The 17284-nt window shown below is 67.4% G+C and carries 16 protein-coding genes; 10 read left to right on the top strand and 6 right to left on the bottom strand.

Going from position 1 to position 17284, the window contains the following annotated elements:
* Positions 1-24: 24 nt before the first annotated feature.
* The 3 genes from AC1DQ3_RS10140 to AC1DQ3_RS10130 form a co-directional block, all read right to left on the bottom strand.
* Entirely contained in the window at positions 25-609 is a 585-nt protein-coding gene (locus tag AC1DQ3_RS10140; RefSeq protein ID WP_477120060.1) for a MarR family winged helix-turn-helix transcriptional regulator, read from the bottom strand.
* Positions 610-763: 154 nt separating this feature from the next.
* Positions 764-2044, bottom strand: coding sequence for a flavin-dependent oxidoreductase (locus AC1DQ3_RS10135; RefSeq protein WP_477120059.1), 1281 nt, complete (start codon positions 2042-2044; stop codon positions 764-766).
* A 400-nt stretch (positions 2045-2444) separates the two neighbouring features.
* Positions 2445-3062: an alpha/beta hydrolase gene (locus AC1DQ3_RS10130; protein WP_477120058.1), complete on the bottom strand. Its 618-nt coding sequence runs from the start codon at positions 3060-3062 to the stop codon at positions 2445-2447.
* Positions 3063-3335: 273 nt separating this feature from the next.
* Here AC1DQ3_RS10130 and AC1DQ3_RS10125 point away from each other — a divergent pair, with 273 nt between their 5' ends.
* The 7 genes from AC1DQ3_RS10125 to AC1DQ3_RS10095 all read left to right on the top strand — a co-directional run bounded on the left by AC1DQ3_RS10125 (position 3336) and on the right by AC1DQ3_RS10095 (position 10615).
* Positions 3336-4331: a tripartite tricarboxylate transporter substrate binding protein gene (locus tag AC1DQ3_RS10125; protein WP_477120057.1), complete on the top strand. Its 996-nt coding sequence runs from the start codon at positions 3336-3338 to the stop codon at positions 4329-4331.
* 58 nt (positions 4332-4389) lie between these two features.
* Positions 4390-5184, top strand: coding sequence for an enoyl-CoA hydratase/isomerase family protein (locus tag AC1DQ3_RS10120; protein ID WP_477120056.1), 795 nt, complete (start codon positions 4390-4392; stop codon positions 5182-5184).
* 4 nt (positions 5185-5188) lie between these two features.
* On the top strand, positions 5189-7291 hold the full coding sequence (locus AC1DQ3_RS10115) for an acetate--CoA ligase family protein (protein WP_477120055.1): 2103 nt from the start codon (positions 5189-5191) through the stop codon (positions 7289-7291).
* A 39-nt stretch (positions 7292-7330) separates the two neighbouring features.
* Positions 7331-8176, top strand: coding sequence for an alpha/beta fold hydrolase (locus tag AC1DQ3_RS10110; protein WP_477120054.1), 846 nt, complete (start codon positions 7331-7333; stop codon positions 8174-8176).
* A 13-nt stretch (positions 8177-8189) separates the two neighbouring features.
* Positions 8190-9524 carry an MmgE/PrpD family protein gene (locus AC1DQ3_RS10105; RefSeq protein WP_477120053.1) on the top strand — a complete coding sequence of 445 codons (1335 nt, stop codon included), beginning with the start codon at positions 8190-8192 and terminating at the stop codon, positions 9522-9524.
* A gap of 34 nt (positions 9525-9558) precedes the next feature.
* Positions 9559-9699, top strand: a complete 141-nt coding sequence (locus tag AC1DQ3_RS10100; protein ID WP_477120052.1) for a hypothetical protein — start codon at positions 9559-9561, stop codon at positions 9697-9699.
* Between the two features lie 112 nt (positions 9700-9811).
* Positions 9812-10615, top strand: a complete 804-nt coding sequence (locus AC1DQ3_RS10095) for an IclR family transcriptional regulator (protein WP_477120051.1) — start codon at positions 9812-9814, stop codon at positions 10613-10615.
* A 335-nt stretch (positions 10616-10950) separates the two neighbouring features.
* On the opposite strand, the gene AC1DQ3_RS10090 is transcribed toward AC1DQ3_RS10095, so the two are convergent.
* Complete coding sequence (locus AC1DQ3_RS10090) at positions 10951-11409, bottom strand: PACE efflux transporter (protein WP_477120050.1); 459 nt, start codon at positions 11407-11409, stop codon at positions 10951-10953.
* Between the two features lie 114 nt (positions 11410-11523).
* Between AC1DQ3_RS10090 and AC1DQ3_RS10085 the strand changes: the two genes are divergently transcribed.
* Positions 11524-12426, top strand: a complete 903-nt coding sequence (locus AC1DQ3_RS10085; protein WP_477120049.1) for a LysR family transcriptional regulator — start codon at positions 11524-11526, stop codon at positions 12424-12426.
* A 15-nt stretch (positions 12427-12441) separates the two neighbouring features.
* Here AC1DQ3_RS10085 and AC1DQ3_RS10080 read toward each other — a convergent pair whose 3' ends face one another.
* A complete protein-coding gene (locus AC1DQ3_RS10080) occupies positions 12442-13422 on the bottom strand; it encodes a tripartite tricarboxylate transporter substrate binding protein (protein ID WP_477120048.1) in 981 nt (326 codons plus the stop codon).
* A 126-nt stretch (positions 13423-13548) separates the two neighbouring features.
* Between AC1DQ3_RS10080 and AC1DQ3_RS10075 the strand changes: the two genes are divergently transcribed.
* Together AC1DQ3_RS10075 and AC1DQ3_RS10070 are read left to right on the top strand one after the other, a co-directional pair.
* Positions 13549-14262: a response regulator gene (locus AC1DQ3_RS10075; RefSeq protein ID WP_477120047.1), complete on the top strand. Its 714-nt coding sequence runs from the start codon at positions 13549-13551 to the stop codon at positions 14260-14262.
* A 2-nt stretch (positions 14263-14264) separates the two neighbouring features.
* Positions 14265-15692, top strand: a complete 1428-nt coding sequence (locus tag AC1DQ3_RS10070; RefSeq protein WP_477120266.1) for a sensor histidine kinase — start codon at positions 14265-14267, stop codon at positions 15690-15692.
* 21 nt (positions 15693-15713) lie between these two features.
* On the opposite strand, the gene AC1DQ3_RS10065 is transcribed toward AC1DQ3_RS10070, so the two are convergent.
* Positions 15714-17276 carry an efflux transporter outer membrane subunit gene (locus tag AC1DQ3_RS10065; RefSeq protein ID WP_477120046.1) on the bottom strand — a complete coding sequence of 521 codons (1563 nt, stop codon included), beginning with the start codon at positions 17274-17276 and terminating at the stop codon, positions 15714-15716.
* Between the last annotated feature and the right edge of the window lie 8 nt (positions 17277-17284).

The raw sequence follows: 17284 nt of genomic DNA, 5'->3' as shown, positions 1-17284 counted from the left end.
GCATGAGCACGGATGACGCGGCGTTCAGATTTCGGTGAGGCTTGCAGGGGCCGCCCGCTCGGCCGCGGCAGGATTGGGCGGCGCCAGCTTGCCGAGCAGCGCGCGCAGCATATCCTGCTCCTGCGCCGTCAGCGCGGCCGCGACGCGCGCATCGTGCGCGCACACGGCGGTGGTGGCGGCCTCCAGCGTGCGGCGGCCCGCGGGCGTCAGTACCAGGCTGTAGGCCCGGCGGTCGTGCGGCGCGGGGCGGCGCGCCACCAGCTTCATGTCTTGCAGCGCGTCGACCAGCAGCACCGCGCCGGAGCGCGCAATGCCCAGGATGCCGGCCAGTTCGGTCAGCTTGAGTTGCGGGTTGCGCGAGATGATCACCAGTGCGGAAAAACGCGGCGGCGTGATGTTCCACTGTGCCAGCGACTGCACGAAGTCCTCGTAGATGCGGATCTGCGCGCGGCGGATCGCGTAACCGACCAGGCTGTCCAGTACGCCGTAGTCGATGTTGGGGAGATGCGGGTCGAAGCCGCCCAGGGCGTCGGCCGCCTGGCTGGCACCCGCGGGATCGGGGGCGAGGGCGTCGCGGCTGCGGCGCGGGCGCGCCTTTGCTGTGGTCATAATGCCTTGGCCTCGGGTCGAACTCGGAAGCTGGAACGGAAACTGGAACGGGAACCAGATGACGCGAAAATACCGCATTTCCACCCGGTCGGGATAGCGAGGCGAGCGCCAGTGGCGACAAGCAGGTGCTGCATAAGACGGACGAAGCGCAGCGCTAGCGCGCCGGCGTCTGCAGCGATTGCCGGTCGAAGCCGGCGAGTTGCTTGTAGCGCAGCGCAATCGCTTCAAGCTCCGCGGGCGGGATCACGGCGCCTATATCGCTGAAGCCTTGTGGCGCGCGCTGCTCGGCAAGCTGCATGACCTGCTCGGGCCCGTTCAGGCGGTTGCGCAGCACGATGGCGGCGGTGCGCGGCAACCGCTCGGCTTCGTACTCGCGCAGCGCGTAGCCGGCGCCGGACGCATCGCGCGGCGCGCCGTTGGCCAGCAGGCTGTCCATCAGGTAGCGCGCATCCAGGATGGCCTGCGCGCTGCCGTTGGAGCCGATCGGGTACATCGGGTGGGCGGCGTCGCCCAGCAGTGTCACGCGGTCGAAGGTCCAGCGCGGCAGCGGATCCTTGTCGACCATGGGGAATTCGTAGATGGCCTGCGCGCCGTCGATCAGCGCGGGGATATCGATCCAGTCCCAGCGCCAGTTGGCAAACGCCGCGCTGAACACGGACTTGTGGACTTGCTTGTTCCAGTCGCTGCGCGGCGGCGTATCCGAGACGTGGTCGGGCACGCGCAGCTCGGCGATCCAGTTGACCAGCGAGCGTCCCTCGCGGCGAAGCGGCTCGGAGATCGGGTAGGCCACGAACTTCTGGTCCTGATGGCCCGCCATGAACATCGATCTGCCGTCGAGGTACGGTGGCGCTTCGGTGACGGCGCGCCACAGCGTGCGGCGGGAGAAACGCGGCGCGTCGCCCCGGGGATGGAAGTGGCGGCGCACCGCGGAGTGGATGCCGTCGGCACCCACCAGCACATCGGCCTGTGCGGCAATCTCGGCGGCGTCGCGGCGGCGGCGCAGCGTGAATGCCACCGGCTCGCCGGCGCGCGCGCCGGTGCTCACCACCGATTCGAAGGCATGCCCGGCATGCATGCGGTCGGCGCCCAGGCGTTCCACCGCGGCGCGGTAGAGCAGCATCTGGAATTCGCCGCGATGAATGGAGAACTGCGGCAGGTCGTAGCCCGCCGCGTGCCCGCGCGGCTCGTGCCAGATACGCTGGCCCAGCTTGTTGTAGTAAGACAGCGACGAAGTCGGCACCGCCAGTTCGGCCAGTGCATCGAGCAGTCCGAGTTCGGCCAGCTCGCGTACCGCGTGCGGCAGCAGGTTGATGCCCACGCCCAGCGGGCGCAGCGCTTCGCTGGCCTCCCAGACCTCGGCCTCGATGCCGTGCCGGTGGCAAAGCAGTGCCAGCGTCAGGCCGCCGATGCCGCCGCCGGCTATCGCGATCTTCATGATGTCGTCTCCATGGATGTTATGGACTGCCCACGCGGCGCGGGTGCTTCAGGCAAGGCCGGCGGCGGGCAGCAATATTGTTATGTAGTATAACTAAATGGAGGAGCGCTTCAAGCTTTGGCGAGTGGGTGGAAACCCGAAGGCCGGGTCGCGCTTGCGGAAATCGTCCGACAAACAGTTCGGCCCGGCGCCGCTCCCGTGTGGCAGCCGCCCGACTTCAGATCCAGGTAGCAGCAAAGCAAAACCGGATGCCGCTGGCATAGCGAGACTGCGCCGACTTGAAGCGCGAGTTCGTTGGACTGCTCAGCACCGGTTGCTCACTGGCTCTTGCCGACCCAAGGATTCAAACAGGGTCTTCCTTCGCCAACTGAGTGGGCTGCATCGCCATCCGGGGCATGCGCTATCGAACGCTGCGAATGAACGCAAGTATTCCCGTGCCCACTGTATCGTCGGAGCTGTTGATCGAAAAAACCTCAGAGAAGTGGTTCTGTCCCGGGAAGCGTGTGAATACTGGGCAGCGGTTGGCTTTGCAGAGCGCGTCCTGGAGCTGCAGCGCCTGGCGCTCCACGGCGACGGGATCCAGTTCCGCGGTTGCCACCATGAGTGGCAACGGTGTCTGCTGAAGTCCGGGCACTGACGAGCGTTCCGCGTACCGGCCGACGTCGTCGCCGAAATATGCCTTGAGCGCCGGGCTAATCTCGGCGGTAGCGGGGTCGAAGATGGTCGCCGAGAGAAACGCCGCGCCAGCCACTCCTACGCCAACCGGTCCATAGAACTGTGGGTGGGCGACATAGGAGGCCACGAGCACCGCGCCAGACGAGTGACCCACGAGAAAGACCCGCTTCGGGTCGCCGCCCTGCGCGGCGATGTTCTCCTGAACCCAACGCACTGCCAGACCCAGGTCTTCGGTGCCTGCTGGCCAAGAGTTCTGCGGTGCCATCCGGTGATTGAGATTGACGCCGATCAGTCCGCGGCTCGCGGCCCATAGCATCACGTCGAGCGCAGTTAGCGTCGACATCCCGCCGCGCGGTGGTGTCGAATCGCTTGCCGAGGGCCATCCCGCATCATGATGGCACTGGTACACCGCAAGCGTTTGACATCGTCGCCGGTTTGTGCGCTCTGCGGGGCGTATTTTTCTTGCTGACGGTCTGCCTGCCATCAAATTCCATACCGTGGAATTGGGAGGGTGTGGAACCGCCCGCCAGGGCCTAAGCTGTCTCTAACAAAGAAACGCGCCCGGTGCATGCAGTCTGCTGACCGCGGCGTTCCGACTCATTCCAGGAGACAAAGCATGCATCTGTTCAGTACCGGCTTCTTCCGCCGGCTTGCCAAGGCAGCCATCCCGCTCTTCATGGCCGCGGCAGCGCCCTTGCCCGCGCTCGCAGCCTTCCCCGACAAGCCGATCCGCATGGTGGTGCCGTTCGCCCCCGGCGGCGGCACTGACCTGGTCGCACGTACGATGGGCATTACCATGGGCGCGGACTTGGGCCAGCCCGTCATCGTCGACAACAAGCCAGGCGGCAGCACCATCATCGGCACCGATGCGGTGGCCAAGAGCGCGCCCGACGGCTACACGCTGGTGATGGCGACGATGGCCCACGCGGTCAACCCGAGCCTGCACAAGAAGCTGCCGTTCGATACCGAGAAGGCGTTCGCGCCGGTCATGCTGGTGGGCCGCTCCCCCAACGTGCTGGTGGTGAAGCCGGACAGCCCCATCAGGACCGTGCAGGACCTGATCGCGGCCGCCAAGGCCAGGCCGGGCAAGCTCAACTACGCCTCGCAAGGCGCGGGCACTTCGGCACACCTGGCCGGCGAACTGTTCAAGAGTATGGCCAAGGTCGACATGAATCACATTCCTTATCGCGGTGCCGGGCCGGCGATCACGGATCTGCTCGGCGGGCAGGTCGATGTGATGTTCGCCACCGCAGCCGCAGTCGCGCCGCACCTGGAGAGCGGCAAGCTTCGGGCGGTGGCAGTCACGACCGCGCAGCGCTCGCAGGCGCCGGCGTTGAGCAAGGTGCCGACGATCGCGGAAAGCGGTGTGCCCAATTACGTGGCGGATAGCTGGTATGGCCTGTTCGCGCCGGCCGGCACGCCATCGGCGGTGATCACGCGGCTGAACGCCGCGGCGAAGAAGGCCGTGCACACCGACGCGTTCCGCAAGCGCGCCGAGCAGGAAGGGCTTGCCATCAGTGGCGGCACGCCAGAGGAATTTGGCCGCTACGTCAAGGCCGAGAGCCAGCGCTGGAGCAAGGTCATCAAGGACGCCAACATCACGGCTGACTGAGCGCGGCACTCGCGCAGAACAGATTGCACTGATGGCACACACGGAACCGGACAGGACTATGGACAACTATTCCCTGATTGAACTGAAGATTGAATCTGGCATCGCGCTGCTCGCCTTTAACCGCCCCGACAAGCGCAATGCCATGAGCGACGACATGCGCTCGGAATTCATCGGCGCGCTGGAGCGTGTGGCGGTGGACAAGACGATCCGCGCCCTGGTGCTCACCGGCAACGGCAAGGGCTTCTGCGCCGGTGGCGACGTGGCTGGCATGCAGCGCCGCATGGAAGCGCCGCCGGGCGAGGTGGGCTTCAACGGCTGGAGCCGCCAGCAGCGGGTCCATCACACCATCAAGCTGCTCCACACCATGCCCAAGCCCACCGTCGCCGCGGTCAACGGTGCCGCATCCGGGCTGGGTGCCGATACCGCGCTATGCTGCGATTTCGTGCTGGCGTCCGAATCGGCGTCGTTCTCCTGGTCCTATATCAACCGGGGCCTGATCCCGGATGGTGGCGGCATGTATTTCCTGCCGCGCCGCGTGGGGCTGTCGGCGGCAAAGGAACTGGTATTCACGGGCCGCAAGGTCGAGGCGAAGGAGGCCAAGGCGCTTGGCATCGCCGACCGCCTGAGCAAGCCCGAAGCACTGATCGACGATGCGCTGACCTGGGCGGCGGAATTGAGCCAGGGCTCGGCCACCGCGATCGCGCTGGGCAAGAGCATCATGAACCAGTCCTTCGAACTGCCCGCCGACCAGGTCTTTGCCCAGGGCAGCCAGGCGCAGGGCATCTGCTACACCAGCAGCGAGCATCGCGAGTCTGTGCTGGCTTTTCTGAACAAGACCGCAGCCAAGGCCTGACATCATGAATGCTATCCAACGACTTGTCTCGCCGTGCAGCGTTGCCGTGATCGGCGCTTCCGCTGATCCCTCCAAGACCGCCGGCCGCCCGGTTTCCTACTTGCGCAAGCATGGATTCAGCGGGGCGATCTACCCGGTCAATCCCAAGGTCGAGTCGATCGACGGGCTGCGTTGCTATCCCGACATTGCCTCGCTGCCCGAAGTACCGGACGTCGGCATCGTGCTGCTGGGCGCCGAGCGTGCGCACCTGGCGGTGCGCGAGCTGGCGGCGCGCGGCGCGGGCGCGGCCATCGTGCTGGCAAGCGGCTATACCGAGACCGGCGCCGAGGGCGCGCGGCGCCAGGCCGAACTGATCGAGGCGGCCGGCAGCATGCGCCTGCTGGGGCCCAATACCATCGGCCTGGTCAACCTGACTGACAATATCCCGCTGTCGGCGAGCGGCGCGCTGGAAATGGACCAGTTCCCGGCCGGCAGCATCGGCGTGGTGTCGCAAAGCGGCGGCATCCTCGGTGCCTTGCTGTCGCGCGCCGCGGCGCGCGGCATCGGCCTGTCCAAGCTGGTTTCGACCAGCAATGAAGTCGACCTGGACCTGGCCGACTTTATCGATTACCTGGCCGATGACGCAGCCACCCGCGTGATCGCGCTGTATGTCGAGAGCGTGCGCAACCCGGAAACGTTCCGCCGTGCGGCGCTGAAGGCGGCGCGCGCTGGCAAGGCGGTGGTGGCGTTCAAGATCGGCCGCTCCGAGAGCGGCGCGCGCGCCGCGGTGTCGCATACGGGCGCGCTGGCCGGTGCGGATCGCATGTACGACGCGCTGTTCGAACAGGTCGGCGTGATTCGCGCGCAGTCGTTCTCGGACCTGCTCGACATGCCTGCCGCACTGGCTACCGGGCGCAAACTGACCGGCAATCGCGTGGCGATCCTAACCTCGACCGGCGGCGCCGGCACGCTGGTCTCCGACAGCCTGGGCGTGGCCGGCTTCGAGACGCCGGCGCCGGACGAGGCGACCGCGGCGAAGCTGCGCGCGCTGCAGAAGGGCGACCACGCGGCGCTCGACCGCAATCCGATCGACGTGACCCTGGCCGGGCTGCAGCCTGAGCTGCTTCGCGCCGCGATCCGCATCCTCCTCGACAGCCCGAGCTACGACGCGGTCGCAGTGATCGTGGGCTCGTCCAGCCTGGCCATGCCGGACCTGATGGCCAATGCCATTCGCGACTGTCTGCCCGGCAGCGAGAAACCGGTGATTGCTTACGTGAGCCCGCATGCGCCGGAGGTCGCCTCGCTGCTCAATCGTCGCGGCGTGCCGGCGTTTTCCGCGCCGGAGGCGTGCACGGTGGCGATCGACGCGATGCTGCGTGCTGGCAAGCGCAGCGCGGTCTACGAAGCGGGCACTCCCACGCTGCCGTTGCCGGATCTCGCCGCCTATGGCACCGGCTCGATCGACGAAGCCGCGGCCAAGACCTTGTTCGCCGGTTTCGGCGTACCGGTTGCGAAGGAGGTTGTTGTTGCCGATGGCGCCGAGGCGATGGCGGCGGCGCAAGCCTTCAGCGGCAATGTCGTGCTGAAGATCCTGTCGGCCGAGATCACCCACAAAAGCGATGTCGGTGGCGTGGCCGTCAATGTCCCGCCAGCGGAGGTGGCGAGCCGGCTGGCAAAAATGGCAAGCGACGTGCAGTCGGCCACGGGTATCGCTCCCCAACGCTTCCTCGTGCAGGAAATGGTCAAGGGTGGCGTTGAAGTGATCCTCGGCATGCACCGCGACGCGCTCGGCACCGCGATCCTGCTCGGCATGGGCGGCGTGACCGCGGAGCTGTTCGGCGATACCACGCTGCGGCTGCTGCCTGGCGAGTGCGGATTGACTCGGGAGGCCGCGCTGGAAATGATCGTGCGCCTGAAGACGGCCCCGCTGCTGCAGGGCTTCCGGGGCCGGCCAAAGGCGGATGTGGAGGCGCTGGCCGAAGCGATCGTCGCCTTCTCGCGCATGGTTGCCACGCTTGGCGACCGGCTGGTCGAAGCGGAGATGAATCCCGTGTTCGTCCTGCCCGAAGGGCAGGGCGTGGTGGCCGCAGATGGCGTGGCGGTGCTGGCCGGTAACGACAAGCCCTGACGAGGCCCTGGCATGTGCGGCGTGCGCGACGGTTTGTTGGTGACTTCGGTCGATGGGTGCGAGGTCATCTGGCGAAGCTTTGGGAAGGGCCCGACGACCGTGCTGCTGCATGGCGGCCATGGCAATTGGCAGCACTGGGTGCGCAATATCGGGCCGTTGTCCCGGAACCGCCGGCTGTTGGTGCCAGACCTGCCGGGCTTTGGCGATTCCGGTGCGGCGCCGAGCGCCGACCTGCCGGGACTCGTCGATCTCCTGGCACGCTCGCTGGCCCGCTTATCGGTGGACCAGTCGCGGGGCCTATTGCTGGACCGTATCGACCTCGTGGGCTTTTCCTTTGGTGCGCTGGTGACGGCGCACCTTGCGACCCATGCGGACCTTGGCGAAATCGAAGTCGGCCGCCTCGCATTGCTCGGGCCGGCCGGCCACGGCGGTCCGCGCCGCATGACGCAGGCGCTGGTCGACTGGCGCCGCTGCCCGGATGCGCGGGCGCTTGCCGCGGCGATGCGCCACAACCTGGCGGCATTCATGATTGCCGATCCGGCCGCCATCGACAGCGAAGCCGTGGCCTTCCACACGCGTGCGTGTCGCGCGACGCGCTTCCATAGCAAGTCGATTTCGCGCGCAGGCGGATTGCAGCAGGCGCTTGCACGCTTTCCCGGCCCGGTATTGATGATCTGGGGCGAAGCCGATGTGACCATGTCGCCCGAATCGATTGCCGGGATCGCCCGCGACTCGCGGGACGCGTCAGCCGACGCGCCGGAAGTCAGTGTCAGCGTGGTGCCGGGCGTCGGGCATTGGGTCCAGTACGAGGCCCACCAACAAGTCAACGGTCTGCTGCAGGATTGGCTGCAGCAGTCCCCTGACACGCCGGCGCGGGCCGGCTGAGGAGAGACCTATCTTGAACGCAACCGAGGCCTTTGGGCCGTTCTTAAGCACCATCAAGGCAGCAACGCTGCCCCCCGAGGTGCGGCATCATGCGAAGCGCGCGCTGGTCGACTGGCATGCGGCGTTGTTCCCGGGCATCGGCACCTATGCGGTCCAGCGCCTGCAGGGCGTGGTGGAAGAAGAGCTTGGCCGCGGCAACGCCAGGCTGCCAATGGGGCAACGGGCCACGGCGCGTGCCGCAGCGCTGCTCAATGGCGCTGCCGCCCACGCTGCCGAGATCGACGACAGCTTCCGTGATGCGATGTACCACCCCGGTGCCGCCACCATCGCCGCCGCCATTGCTGCCRCACAGGACGTGGGCGCCAGCGGCGAGACGCTGCTCAAGGGCATCGTCGTCGGCTATGAGGTGTCGACGCGTATCGGCGTCGTGCTGGGCCGGGCGCACTATCGCTTCTGGCACAGCACCGCCACCGTCGGCACCTTTGGCGCGGCGGCCGCTGCGGCGTTCATCTATGGCGCGAACGAGGAGCACCTTGCCCACGCGCTGGCAACCGCGGCAACTTTCGCCGCCGGACTGCAGCAAGCGTTCCGCATGGACTCGATGTCCAAGCCGCTGCACGCGGGCCGCGCTGCGGAGGGCGGATTGCTGGCCGCCCGCGCCGCCATCGCCGGCATCACCGGTTCGCTCGATGTGCTCGACGGTGAGGCCGGTATGGGGCGCGCGATGTCGGACGGCGCTGACTGGAGCGGGCTGGCATCGACGCTTGGGAAAGACTTCCATATTTGCCGGCTTACCTTCAAGAACCATATTGGCTGCGGCCATACCTTTGCGGCAATCGACGGCGCGCTGGCGCTGAAAGCGAAGCTGGGCATCGAAGCCGCCCAAATCCGTCGCATCCGCGTCGCCACCTATCGTCCAGCGCTGGATATCGCCTGCTATCTCGATCCCAAGAGCGAGAACGAAGCCAGGTTCAGCCTCACGTTCATCGTCGCCGCCGCCCTGGTACATGGCAGCGTGCGCTTGTCGGCCTACACGCCGGAACGGCTGTGGGACAGCGAGACGCGCCGGCTGATGGACTGCATGACTGTCGAGGTCGACCCCGAGATCGATGGCTGGTTTCCTGGCAAGCGCGCGGCAAGGGTTGAGATCGAAACCCTGGACGGTGCCACGGCAGACTACTTGCAGCCGAATCGCAAGGGCGATCCGGAGGACCCGCTGTCCGACGCCGACCTCGACGGCAAGCTGATCGAACTGGCATCACCGATGATAGGCGCCGATGGTGCCCGCCGGCTGGCGCAGAAGATCTGGCACGTTGAGACGGAGCCGGTGGTCAGCCTGTTTGGCTGAGTAACGGCGCCCCGGCACCGAGCAGACCAGGATCATGTTTAGCATTTTTGCCACAGGCCGGCTGCTGTTTGTCATGCTGGTGACGGCGTTGCCGATCATGGTGGGCGGCATCGGCGCGCCGCAGGATCTTTGCGCTACTGCCGACAGGAGGTCAGCCGTTGGCAGCAAGTGGTGAAGGACAAGGAGATCGGCATCGAGTAGCATTGCCTGCGGCGGGTGCAACCCAGCAATGCATGCACCGGACGCCGCCTTCCAGAACGGTCACTGGCGCGCAGTGATTCCATGTCATGCCAAACAGCATCGTCAACATCGAACGGATCAAACCAGGCCAAGGCAAGGCGACGCCCAACCGCTCGCTCGAACGTGGCATTGCCGTACTGCGCGCCTTCCGCGCCGGCTCGTCCATGCTCGGCAACAGCGAGATTGCCGAGCGCACCGGCTTGTCCCGCTCGACGGTCAGCCGCCTGACGCAGTCGCTGATCGAGACCGGCATGCTCGAGTACGTCCCGCAGTGCCGGGCCTACCGGCTGGGTGTGCCGGTCCTCAGTATGGCGCATGCCATGCGCGACGGCTCGCAGGTTCTCAAGGTCGCGGCGCCGATGATGGCCGAGGTTGCCATGCGGCACAAGATCAATGTCGGACTGGCGGTGGCAGAGGGCGACGAGATGATCTATCTGGAGTCGTTCCGCTACAACCGGCGCCAGTCACTGCGCACGGTGGTGAGCGGGCAGCGCATCCCGATGGCGCTGACCTCTCTCGGCCGCGCGCACCTCGCAACGCTGGCACCTGTGGCTTTCAACATGATGATGAGGGCCATGGCCGGCAAGAACCGCGGCCGCGGCTGGGGGGAGTTGCGACGAGAAATCGATGCTGCGGTGTGTTCCGTGCGTGAGAAAGGCTACTGCGTCGCGTCGTGGCAGCCCCAGGTTGTGGCTATGGCAACACCAATGCGCTTTCATGAATATGCCGTCCATGTATTGAACGTCAGCGTATCCACGCAACAGGATGCCGGTGCTGTCGAGGCGGCGCTGGCCAGGCCACTGATGGAACTTGCAGCGGCGATACAGGAGCGAATGCTGCAGGTGGAGTAGGGGCGCTGCAGTATCGCGAGGCTCATGAACCGAGCCAGTTCCGGCGCAGGGATGTTAACGCGCTGTCACTGGCGAGGATAAAAAGCACCCACGCCTGCATTTTTTGTGCGGCTGCTCAAGCGAGGAAGGCTGGCGAGTGCTCTGCAGTCACGAAACATTTGGCGAAGGTTCGGTGCTCCCATCAACAACCGCATGGATCGGGCCGCATGACCGCTGCTGGCGCTCGCCGTCATTCGGCAGCAAGCGCGCCCACATCGGGGGCAATCCAGTTAATCTCGAACTTCCAGTCCAGCACGAGCGCACATAGTCCAGCCAATTCCGGTTCCCTACAGCCGCTAGGCGGATTCCCCGGCAGGCTCGGCTTTCATGCCGGCCCTGGCGGTTGCGCCAACCGGGAACAAGGCGTCGTAAACCCAGTTGTAGATAAACGCATAGACCACATAGAACGCCGCCACCGCGATATCCATGATGAAGGCGTCGAGCAGGCTCATGTCGAGGTACCAGGCCACCATCGGCAGGAACACCACCAGCAGGCCCAGTTCGAACAGGATGGCGTGCAGCATGCGCACGGCCACCGGCTTGCGCAGCTGCCCGGTGAAGCGGAGCATCGCCTTGTCGAAGAGCAGGTTGTAAAGATAATTCCAGCCGGCGGCGATCAGCGATGCCACCACCGCGATGATGCCCATCTGGTGCAGGGCGAAACCAAACAGCCAGCTGCCGACCGGCGCGAAAATCAGCAAGCCGATCAGTTCGAAGCCGATGGTGTGACGGATCCTGTCCTTGGCAGTGCGCATGATACTTCCTGAGTTGCGTCAATGCAGGCCATTCTATCTATAATCGTGGGATGGCAAAGTTGGTATCCATCGCTAAAAACGATAGATATGACGGCATCGCTACATCAGGATCCCATGAGTCTTTCCCTTGAACAATTGCAGGCCTTTGCGGCCGCTGCCGAATGCGGCTCCTTCTCCGCTGCCGCGCGCCGCCTGGGCAAGGCCCAGTCGGTGGTCAGCGCGGCCGTGGCCAATCTCGAAATCGACCTGGGCAACCAGTTGTTCGACCGGGGCGGGCGCTATCCGGCGCTGACCGCCGCGGGCGAGCGCCTGCTGGCCGAGGCGCGCGTGATCCTGGAGCGCTGCGAGCATTTCCGCGGCGTGGCCAAGAGCCTGGGCGAGGGCGTCGAGAGCCGCCTGGTGCTGGCAGTGGACGAGCTGTATCCGGAGGAAACGCTGGGCGTGCTGCTCGAGGAGTTCTCGGCGCGCTTCCCGGCGGTGGAGCTGGAGCTGCTGTTTCCCCTGATGGAGGACGTCAGCCGCCTGGTGCTGGGCGGCAGCGCCGACCTCGGGCTGATGTGGCGCCAGGAGGTGCTGCCGCCGGAGCTGGGTTTCCGCGCGCTGGGCTGGGTGCCGATGCAGATCATCTGCGCGCCAGACCATCCGCTCGCGGACCAGCGCGTGGGCTGGGAGGAACTGAAACGCTACCGGCAACTGATGGTGGCGACCCGCAGCGACAGCGAGGAAAAGAAGCGGTTGCGCGTGGCCGCCGAAGTCTGGTGGGTGGAGAGCCAGTGGGTCATCGTCGAGCTGGTCAAGCGGCGCCTGGGCTGGGCCTTCGTGCCGTGGCATGTGGCGGCCAACTCGCCGGCCGCGGCACAGCTGGTATCGCCCGTGCTGGAGTTCGACGACCAGGACTGGCCGGTGGCGATGGAACTGGTGTGGCACAAGCAGCGGCCGCTCGGCAAGGCGGCCACCTGGCTCAAGGAGCGGGTGAGCAAACAGCCGCTGCCGCATCCGGAGAAGTCGCCGGCATAGGGCGCCGATCCTGGCCTAGCGAACCAGGCCGAACTCCTTCGCCAGCGCGCCATAGCGTTCCACGGTCTCCTTCACATAGGCGTCGAGCGACGCGGCGCCGCCAAGATCGGCCGGGAACAAGCCTTGCTCCGCACGCAGCCGGGCGAATGCCGGGCTTGCCTGCAGGCGCTCGAAGCGGCTCGCCCAGCGCTGGTAGTCGGCCTGCGCCACCTTCGGACCCATATAGAAGCCGCGCAAGATGGGCCATGTGATGTCGTAGCCTTGCTCGCGCGCAGTCGGCACGCCGGCAAGCCGGCCCGGCAGGCGCCGCTCGGCCAGCACGGCGAGGATGCGGATGCCGCCCGCGCCAAGCTGCATCGCGGCTTCCGAGGCATCGCCCGAAACCGCCTGCACGTGCCCGGCCAGCAAGGCCGTGAAGGCCTCGCCGCCGCCTTCGAAGCCGACGAAGCGCATGCGCTTGTAGCCCACGCCGGCCTGTTTCGCCACCAGCGCGGCCTTCATCCAGTCCTGGTTGCCGATGGTGCCACCGGCGCCGAACAGGACCTGGTCGGGATCCGACTTCAGCGCGGCCACGAGGTCCTTCAAGGTCTTGTAGGGCGAATCGGCGCGCACCGCGATCATGCCGTAATCGGTGCCGAGCGCGCCTACCCAGCGCACGTCGGCCGCCCCATACTTGCCGAACTTGCCTTCGGCCAGCGCCAGCAGCGAACCGCCCGAGAAGGCGACGATGGTATCGGGCTCGCCGGAGCGCTGCGCCACGACGCTGTTGTAGGCGACCGCGCCGATGCCGCCCGGCACGTAGACCAGCCGCATCGGCTGCCCGCCGGTCAGTCCGGCTTCGAACAGGGCACGCTGCGCCAGCTTGCAGGTCAGGTCGAAGCCGCCGCCGGGCTTGGCGGGCACGATGCATTCCGGCGTGGCGGCAGCCTGCGCGGATGCGGCGGCGAGGGCGAGTGCGGCGCAGGCGAGACGCAGGGTGGCCAGGATCTGGCGCATGGGTTTTCCTAATGGGGACGATGGCACGATGGGAAAGGGCGCAGCAGAGAGCTTACCGGGAAATTCCGCGCACATCCGCTGGCATGCGATGCGAAAATCCGGCATGAGACAGAAGAGAGCCTTCCAATGAGAGTACTGCTGGTCGAAGACCACGATGAACTGGCCACCTGGGTGACGCAGGCGCTGCGCGCGCTGCATTTCACCGTGGAGCGCGCCGCCGGCGCGGCCAGCGCGGAATCCTTGCTGTTCAGCACGCATGCGGGACAAGCGGGCGGCGCCGGCAGCGATTACGCGCTGGTGCTGCTGGACCTGACGCTGCCCGACCGCGACGGCCTGGACCTGCTGGCGAGCCTGCGCGGGCGCGGCTGCCGCGTGCCGGTGATGATCCTGACCGCGCGCGGGGAAGTCGGTGATCGCGTCAAGGGCCTGGACCTGGGCGCCGACGACTACATGGCCAAGCCCTTCGACCTGGCCGAATTCGAGGCGCGCGTGAAGGCGCTGCTGCGCCGCGCGCGGCAGACCGAGGCGCCGCTGGTGGTGTGCGGCGGCCTCTCCTTCGATACCGTGTCGCGCCATTTCCAGGTGGGCGGCGTGCCCCTTGCGCTGACGCGCCGCGAGCATGCGGTGCTGGAGATCCTGATGACGCCGCCCGGCAAGACCGTCAGCAAGGACCGCATCTACGCCAGCATCTTTACGCTGGCCGACGAGACCCAGCCCGACGTGATCGAAGTCTATGTGCACCGGCTGCGCCGCAAGCTCGAAGGTTCGGGCGCGGCCATCGTGACGCTGCGCGGCCTTGGCTACGTACTGGAGCCTGGTCCCCTGGGTGCAGGGGAATGACGTTGGCTGAGCACCGCAAGCGCCCCGCGAGCCTGCGCGCGCGCCTGCTGTGGTGGCTGATCCCGCCCATGCTGGTGCTCCAGGCGGTGTATGGCCTGGTGGCGTACTCGAATGCGCTGGAATCGGCCGACCTGGCCTACGACCGCACGCTGCTGGCCTCCGCGCGCAATATTTCCGAGCGCATCGCGCTGACACCGGAGGGCGTGCGCGTGGACGTGCCCTATATCTCGCTGGACACCTTCGAGGTGGGCATGAACGCCACCATGTTCTACCGCGTGAGCGGCGTGCGCGGGGAGTTTGTCTCCGGCTACGACGACCTGCCGCCGTTCGATGCCAGCCAGCCCCGCACCAAGCTCTATCCCGCGCTGGTGAGCTTCTACGACCGCACCTACCGCGGCCAGCCGATCCGCATCGCCGCGCTGCGCCAGCCGGTGATGGACGCGAGCGGCACGCACGGCGGCATGGCGCTGATCGAGGTTGGCGAGACGCTCGATTCGCGCCAGGCGCTGACGCGCAACATCCTGTTCGAAGTGCTGTGGGGCCAATTGGTGCTGGTGCTGGCCGCGGTGCTGGTGATCTGGCTGTTCACGCGGCGCGCGCTGGCGCCGCTCGATGCGCTGCGCGCCGAAGTGGCGCAGCGCCAGCCTGGCACCACCACGCCGCTGCCGCTCGACAGCGCGCCGCGCGAAACGGCGCCGCTGGTGCAGGCGATGAACGGCTATATGGCGCGCCTGGAACAGGTGCTGGCCGCGCAGCGCCGCTTTATCGCCGACGCCGCGCACCAGTTGCGCACGCCGCTCGCGGTGCTGCACACGCAGGCGCAATTGGCGGCGCGCGAGCACGATCCCGCCGAGCAGCGGCGCATCGCCCAGGGCCTGGCCGACAGCACCGCGCGCATGGCCGCGCTGGCCGACCGCCTGCTGTCGATGGCGCGCGCCGCGCACGCAGGCGCGGAGGCGCCGCGCGTGCTGGACCTGGCGGCGCTGGTGCGGGAAGTCTGCCTTGAGCTAACGCCCGCCGCCCGTGCGCGGCGCATCGACCTGGGTTTCGAGGGCGAGGGCGCGCTGCCCGTCCCCGGTACCGACCTGCTGCACGAACTGGTCACCAACCTGGTGGACAACGCGCTGCGCTACACGCCATCGGGCGGCATCGTCACGGCGCGCGTCCATCGCGCCGGCGATGCGGTGGTGCTGGAGGTGGAAGACGATGGCCCGGGCATTCCCGCAGCGGAGCGCGCGGCGGTGCTGGAGCCGTTCTATCGCGGCAAGGCCGCGGGTTTGCGCGCGGCCGGGGAGGCCAACCCGGGCGGTTCCGGGCTCGGCCTCACCATCGTGCGCGATATTGCCGCCGCGCACGGCGCCACGCTGGAACTACGGGAGGGCGCGGGAGGCAAGGGCCTGATGGCGCGGGTGCGTTTCCCGCCGGCGTAGGGAAGTGGCAGGCCGCGCCGGCTACCGCTGCGCCGACACGCCGGCGGCGTTGCCCGCGGCGCCTTGCGTCCCGGCAGGCGGCGGCATGCCGCCCGGGGCCGGCGCGGCCGGCACCGTGCCGGGCACAGCCGGTGCCCTGTTCGACGCATTATCCGTCTCGATATGCCACCCGCCGCCCAGCGACTTGATCAACACCGCGCTGGTCGTGTACTGGCGGCCTACGATGGTCAGGTAGGTGCGCTCCGCCGTGTAGGCGGTGGTCTGCGCGGTCAGCACGTCCAGCAGGCTGGCGGTGCCGGCGCGGTAGCGGTTGTTGACCAGGGCCAGCGCATCGCGCGCCGAACGCAGCGCGTCGTTCTGCACCGCGCCTTCCTGCTCCAGCAGGCGCGCGGCCGCGAGGCCATCCTCGACTTCCTGGAAGGCGTCCAGCACCGTCTGGCGGTAATTGGCCACGGTCTGGTCGTAGAAGGCAACCGCCTGCGCCTTGGCGGCGCTGCGCAGGCCGCCGTCGAACAGCGTGCCGGCCAGCGCGGGGCCGATCGACCACACGCGGTCCGGCAGCGATAGCCAGCGCGCCAGCGTGGCGGCGCTAAGACCGCCATTGGCGGAGAGCGTCAGCGTCGGGTAGTAAGCCGCCTGGGCCACCCCGATCTGCGCGTTGGCCGAGGCCATGCGGCGCTCGGCCGCGCCGATATCGGGCCGGCGTTCCAGCAGCGCCGACGGCACCGCGATGGGCACGCGCGGCACGGCGGAGGTGTAGTCCTGCGGCGCGATCGAGAGGTCCGCCGGCGGCTTGCCGGTAAGGATGGCAATGGCGTGCTCGAGTTGCGCGCGCGTGATCTGGATATCGATCTGCTGCGCCTGCGCGGACTTGAGCTGGGTCTCGGATTGCAGCACGTCGGAGCGCTGGGCGGTGCCGGCCGCATACTGGTTGCGGACCAGTTGCAGGGACTTCATGTAGTCGACCACCGTGCGGTCGAGCAAGGCCTTCTGCTGGTCGGCGATGCGCAGCAGGAAATAGCTTTGCGCCAGCGTGGACTGGGTCGAAAGCAAGGTCGAGGCGAGGTCGGACTGGCTGGCCTGTGCGCTGGCCTCGCTGCTTTCCACCTGCCTGCGCACGCGGCCCCACACATCGATCTCCCAGCTGGCCGACAGCGTGGCGCTCTGGCTGTTGCCAATCTTGCCATTGATGCCGCGCGCGCGGTCGAGCCCGGCCGATGCGCCCACCGTGGGGAAGTAGCCGGCGCGCGCCGATTGCAGCGCGGCCAGCGCTTGCCGGTACTGCGCCTCGGCCGCCTTGATGTTCTGGTTGGAGACCTGCACCTGCGACATCAGCGTGTCGAGCGCCGGATCGTTGAACACCGCCCACCAGTTGCTTCGATCGCTGGTGTCCCGCGGCTCGGCCGGCTTCCACTCGCCCCACTGCGAGCTGTCGGCCGGTGCCTCCTTGAAGGCCGGCGTGGTCGGCGCATCGGGCCGCTTGTAATCGGGGCCCACGGCGCAGCCGGCCAGCAGCAGCGCGCAGGCCACCGTCAGCGCGGCCGCCGGGGAGGAAAGGGTAGGGGTGCGGAGAAAAGCGTTCATGGATCGCA

Source organism: Cupriavidus sp. 01T418 (assembly GCF_056398885.1).
The sequence above is the reverse complement of the archived record's forward strand: the minus strand, read 5'-3'. Positions and strand labels throughout refer to the sequence as shown.

Bases quoted from the DNA above. Each gene is read 5' to 3' on its own strand.
- AC1DQ3_RS10140 (WP_477120060.1), bottom strand. From the start codon at position 609: ATGACCACAGCAAAGGCGCGCCCGCGCCGCAGCCGCGACGCCCTCGCC.
- AC1DQ3_RS10135 (WP_477120059.1), bottom strand. From the start codon at position 2,044: ATGAAGATCGCGATAGCCGGCGGCGGCATCGGCGGCCTGACGCTGGCA.
- AC1DQ3_RS10130 (WP_477120058.1), bottom strand. From the start codon at position 3,062: ATGTCGACGCTAACTGCGCTCGACGTGATGCTATGGGCCGCGAGCCGC.
- AC1DQ3_RS10125 (WP_477120057.1), top strand. From the start codon at position 3,336: ATGCATCTGTTCAGTACCGGCTTCTTCCGCCGGCTTGCCAAGGCAGCC.
- AC1DQ3_RS10120 (WP_477120056.1), top strand. From the start codon at position 4,390: ATGGACAACTATTCCCTGATTGAACTGAAGATTGAATCTGGCATCGCG.
- AC1DQ3_RS10115 (WP_477120055.1), top strand. From the start codon at position 5,189: ATGAATGCTATCCAACGACTTGTCTCGCCGTGCAGCGTTGCCGTGATC.
- AC1DQ3_RS10100 (WP_477120052.1), top strand. From the start codon at position 9,559: ATGTTTAGCATTTTTGCCACAGGCCGGCTGCTGTTTGTCATGCTGGTG.
- AC1DQ3_RS10095 (WP_477120051.1), top strand. From the start codon at position 9,812: ATGCCAAACAGCATCGTCAACATCGAACGGATCAAACCAGGCCAAGGC.
- AC1DQ3_RS10090 (WP_477120050.1), bottom strand. From the start codon at position 11,409: ATGCGCACTGCCAAGGACAGGATCCGTCACACCATCGGCTTCGAACTG.
- AC1DQ3_RS10085 (WP_477120049.1), top strand. From the start codon at position 11,524: ATGAGTCTTTCCCTTGAACAATTGCAGGCCTTTGCGGCCGCTGCCGAA.
- AC1DQ3_RS10080 (WP_477120048.1), bottom strand. From the start codon at position 13,422: ATGCGCCAGATCCTGGCCACCCTGCGTCTCGCCTGCGCCGCACTCGCC.
- AC1DQ3_RS10075 (WP_477120047.1), top strand. From the start codon at position 13,549: ATGAGAGTACTGCTGGTCGAAGACCACGATGAACTGGCCACCTGGGTG.
- AC1DQ3_RS10065 (WP_477120046.1), bottom strand. From the start codon at position 17,276: ATGAACGCTTTTCTCCGCACCCCTACCCTTTCCTCCCCGGCGGCCGCG.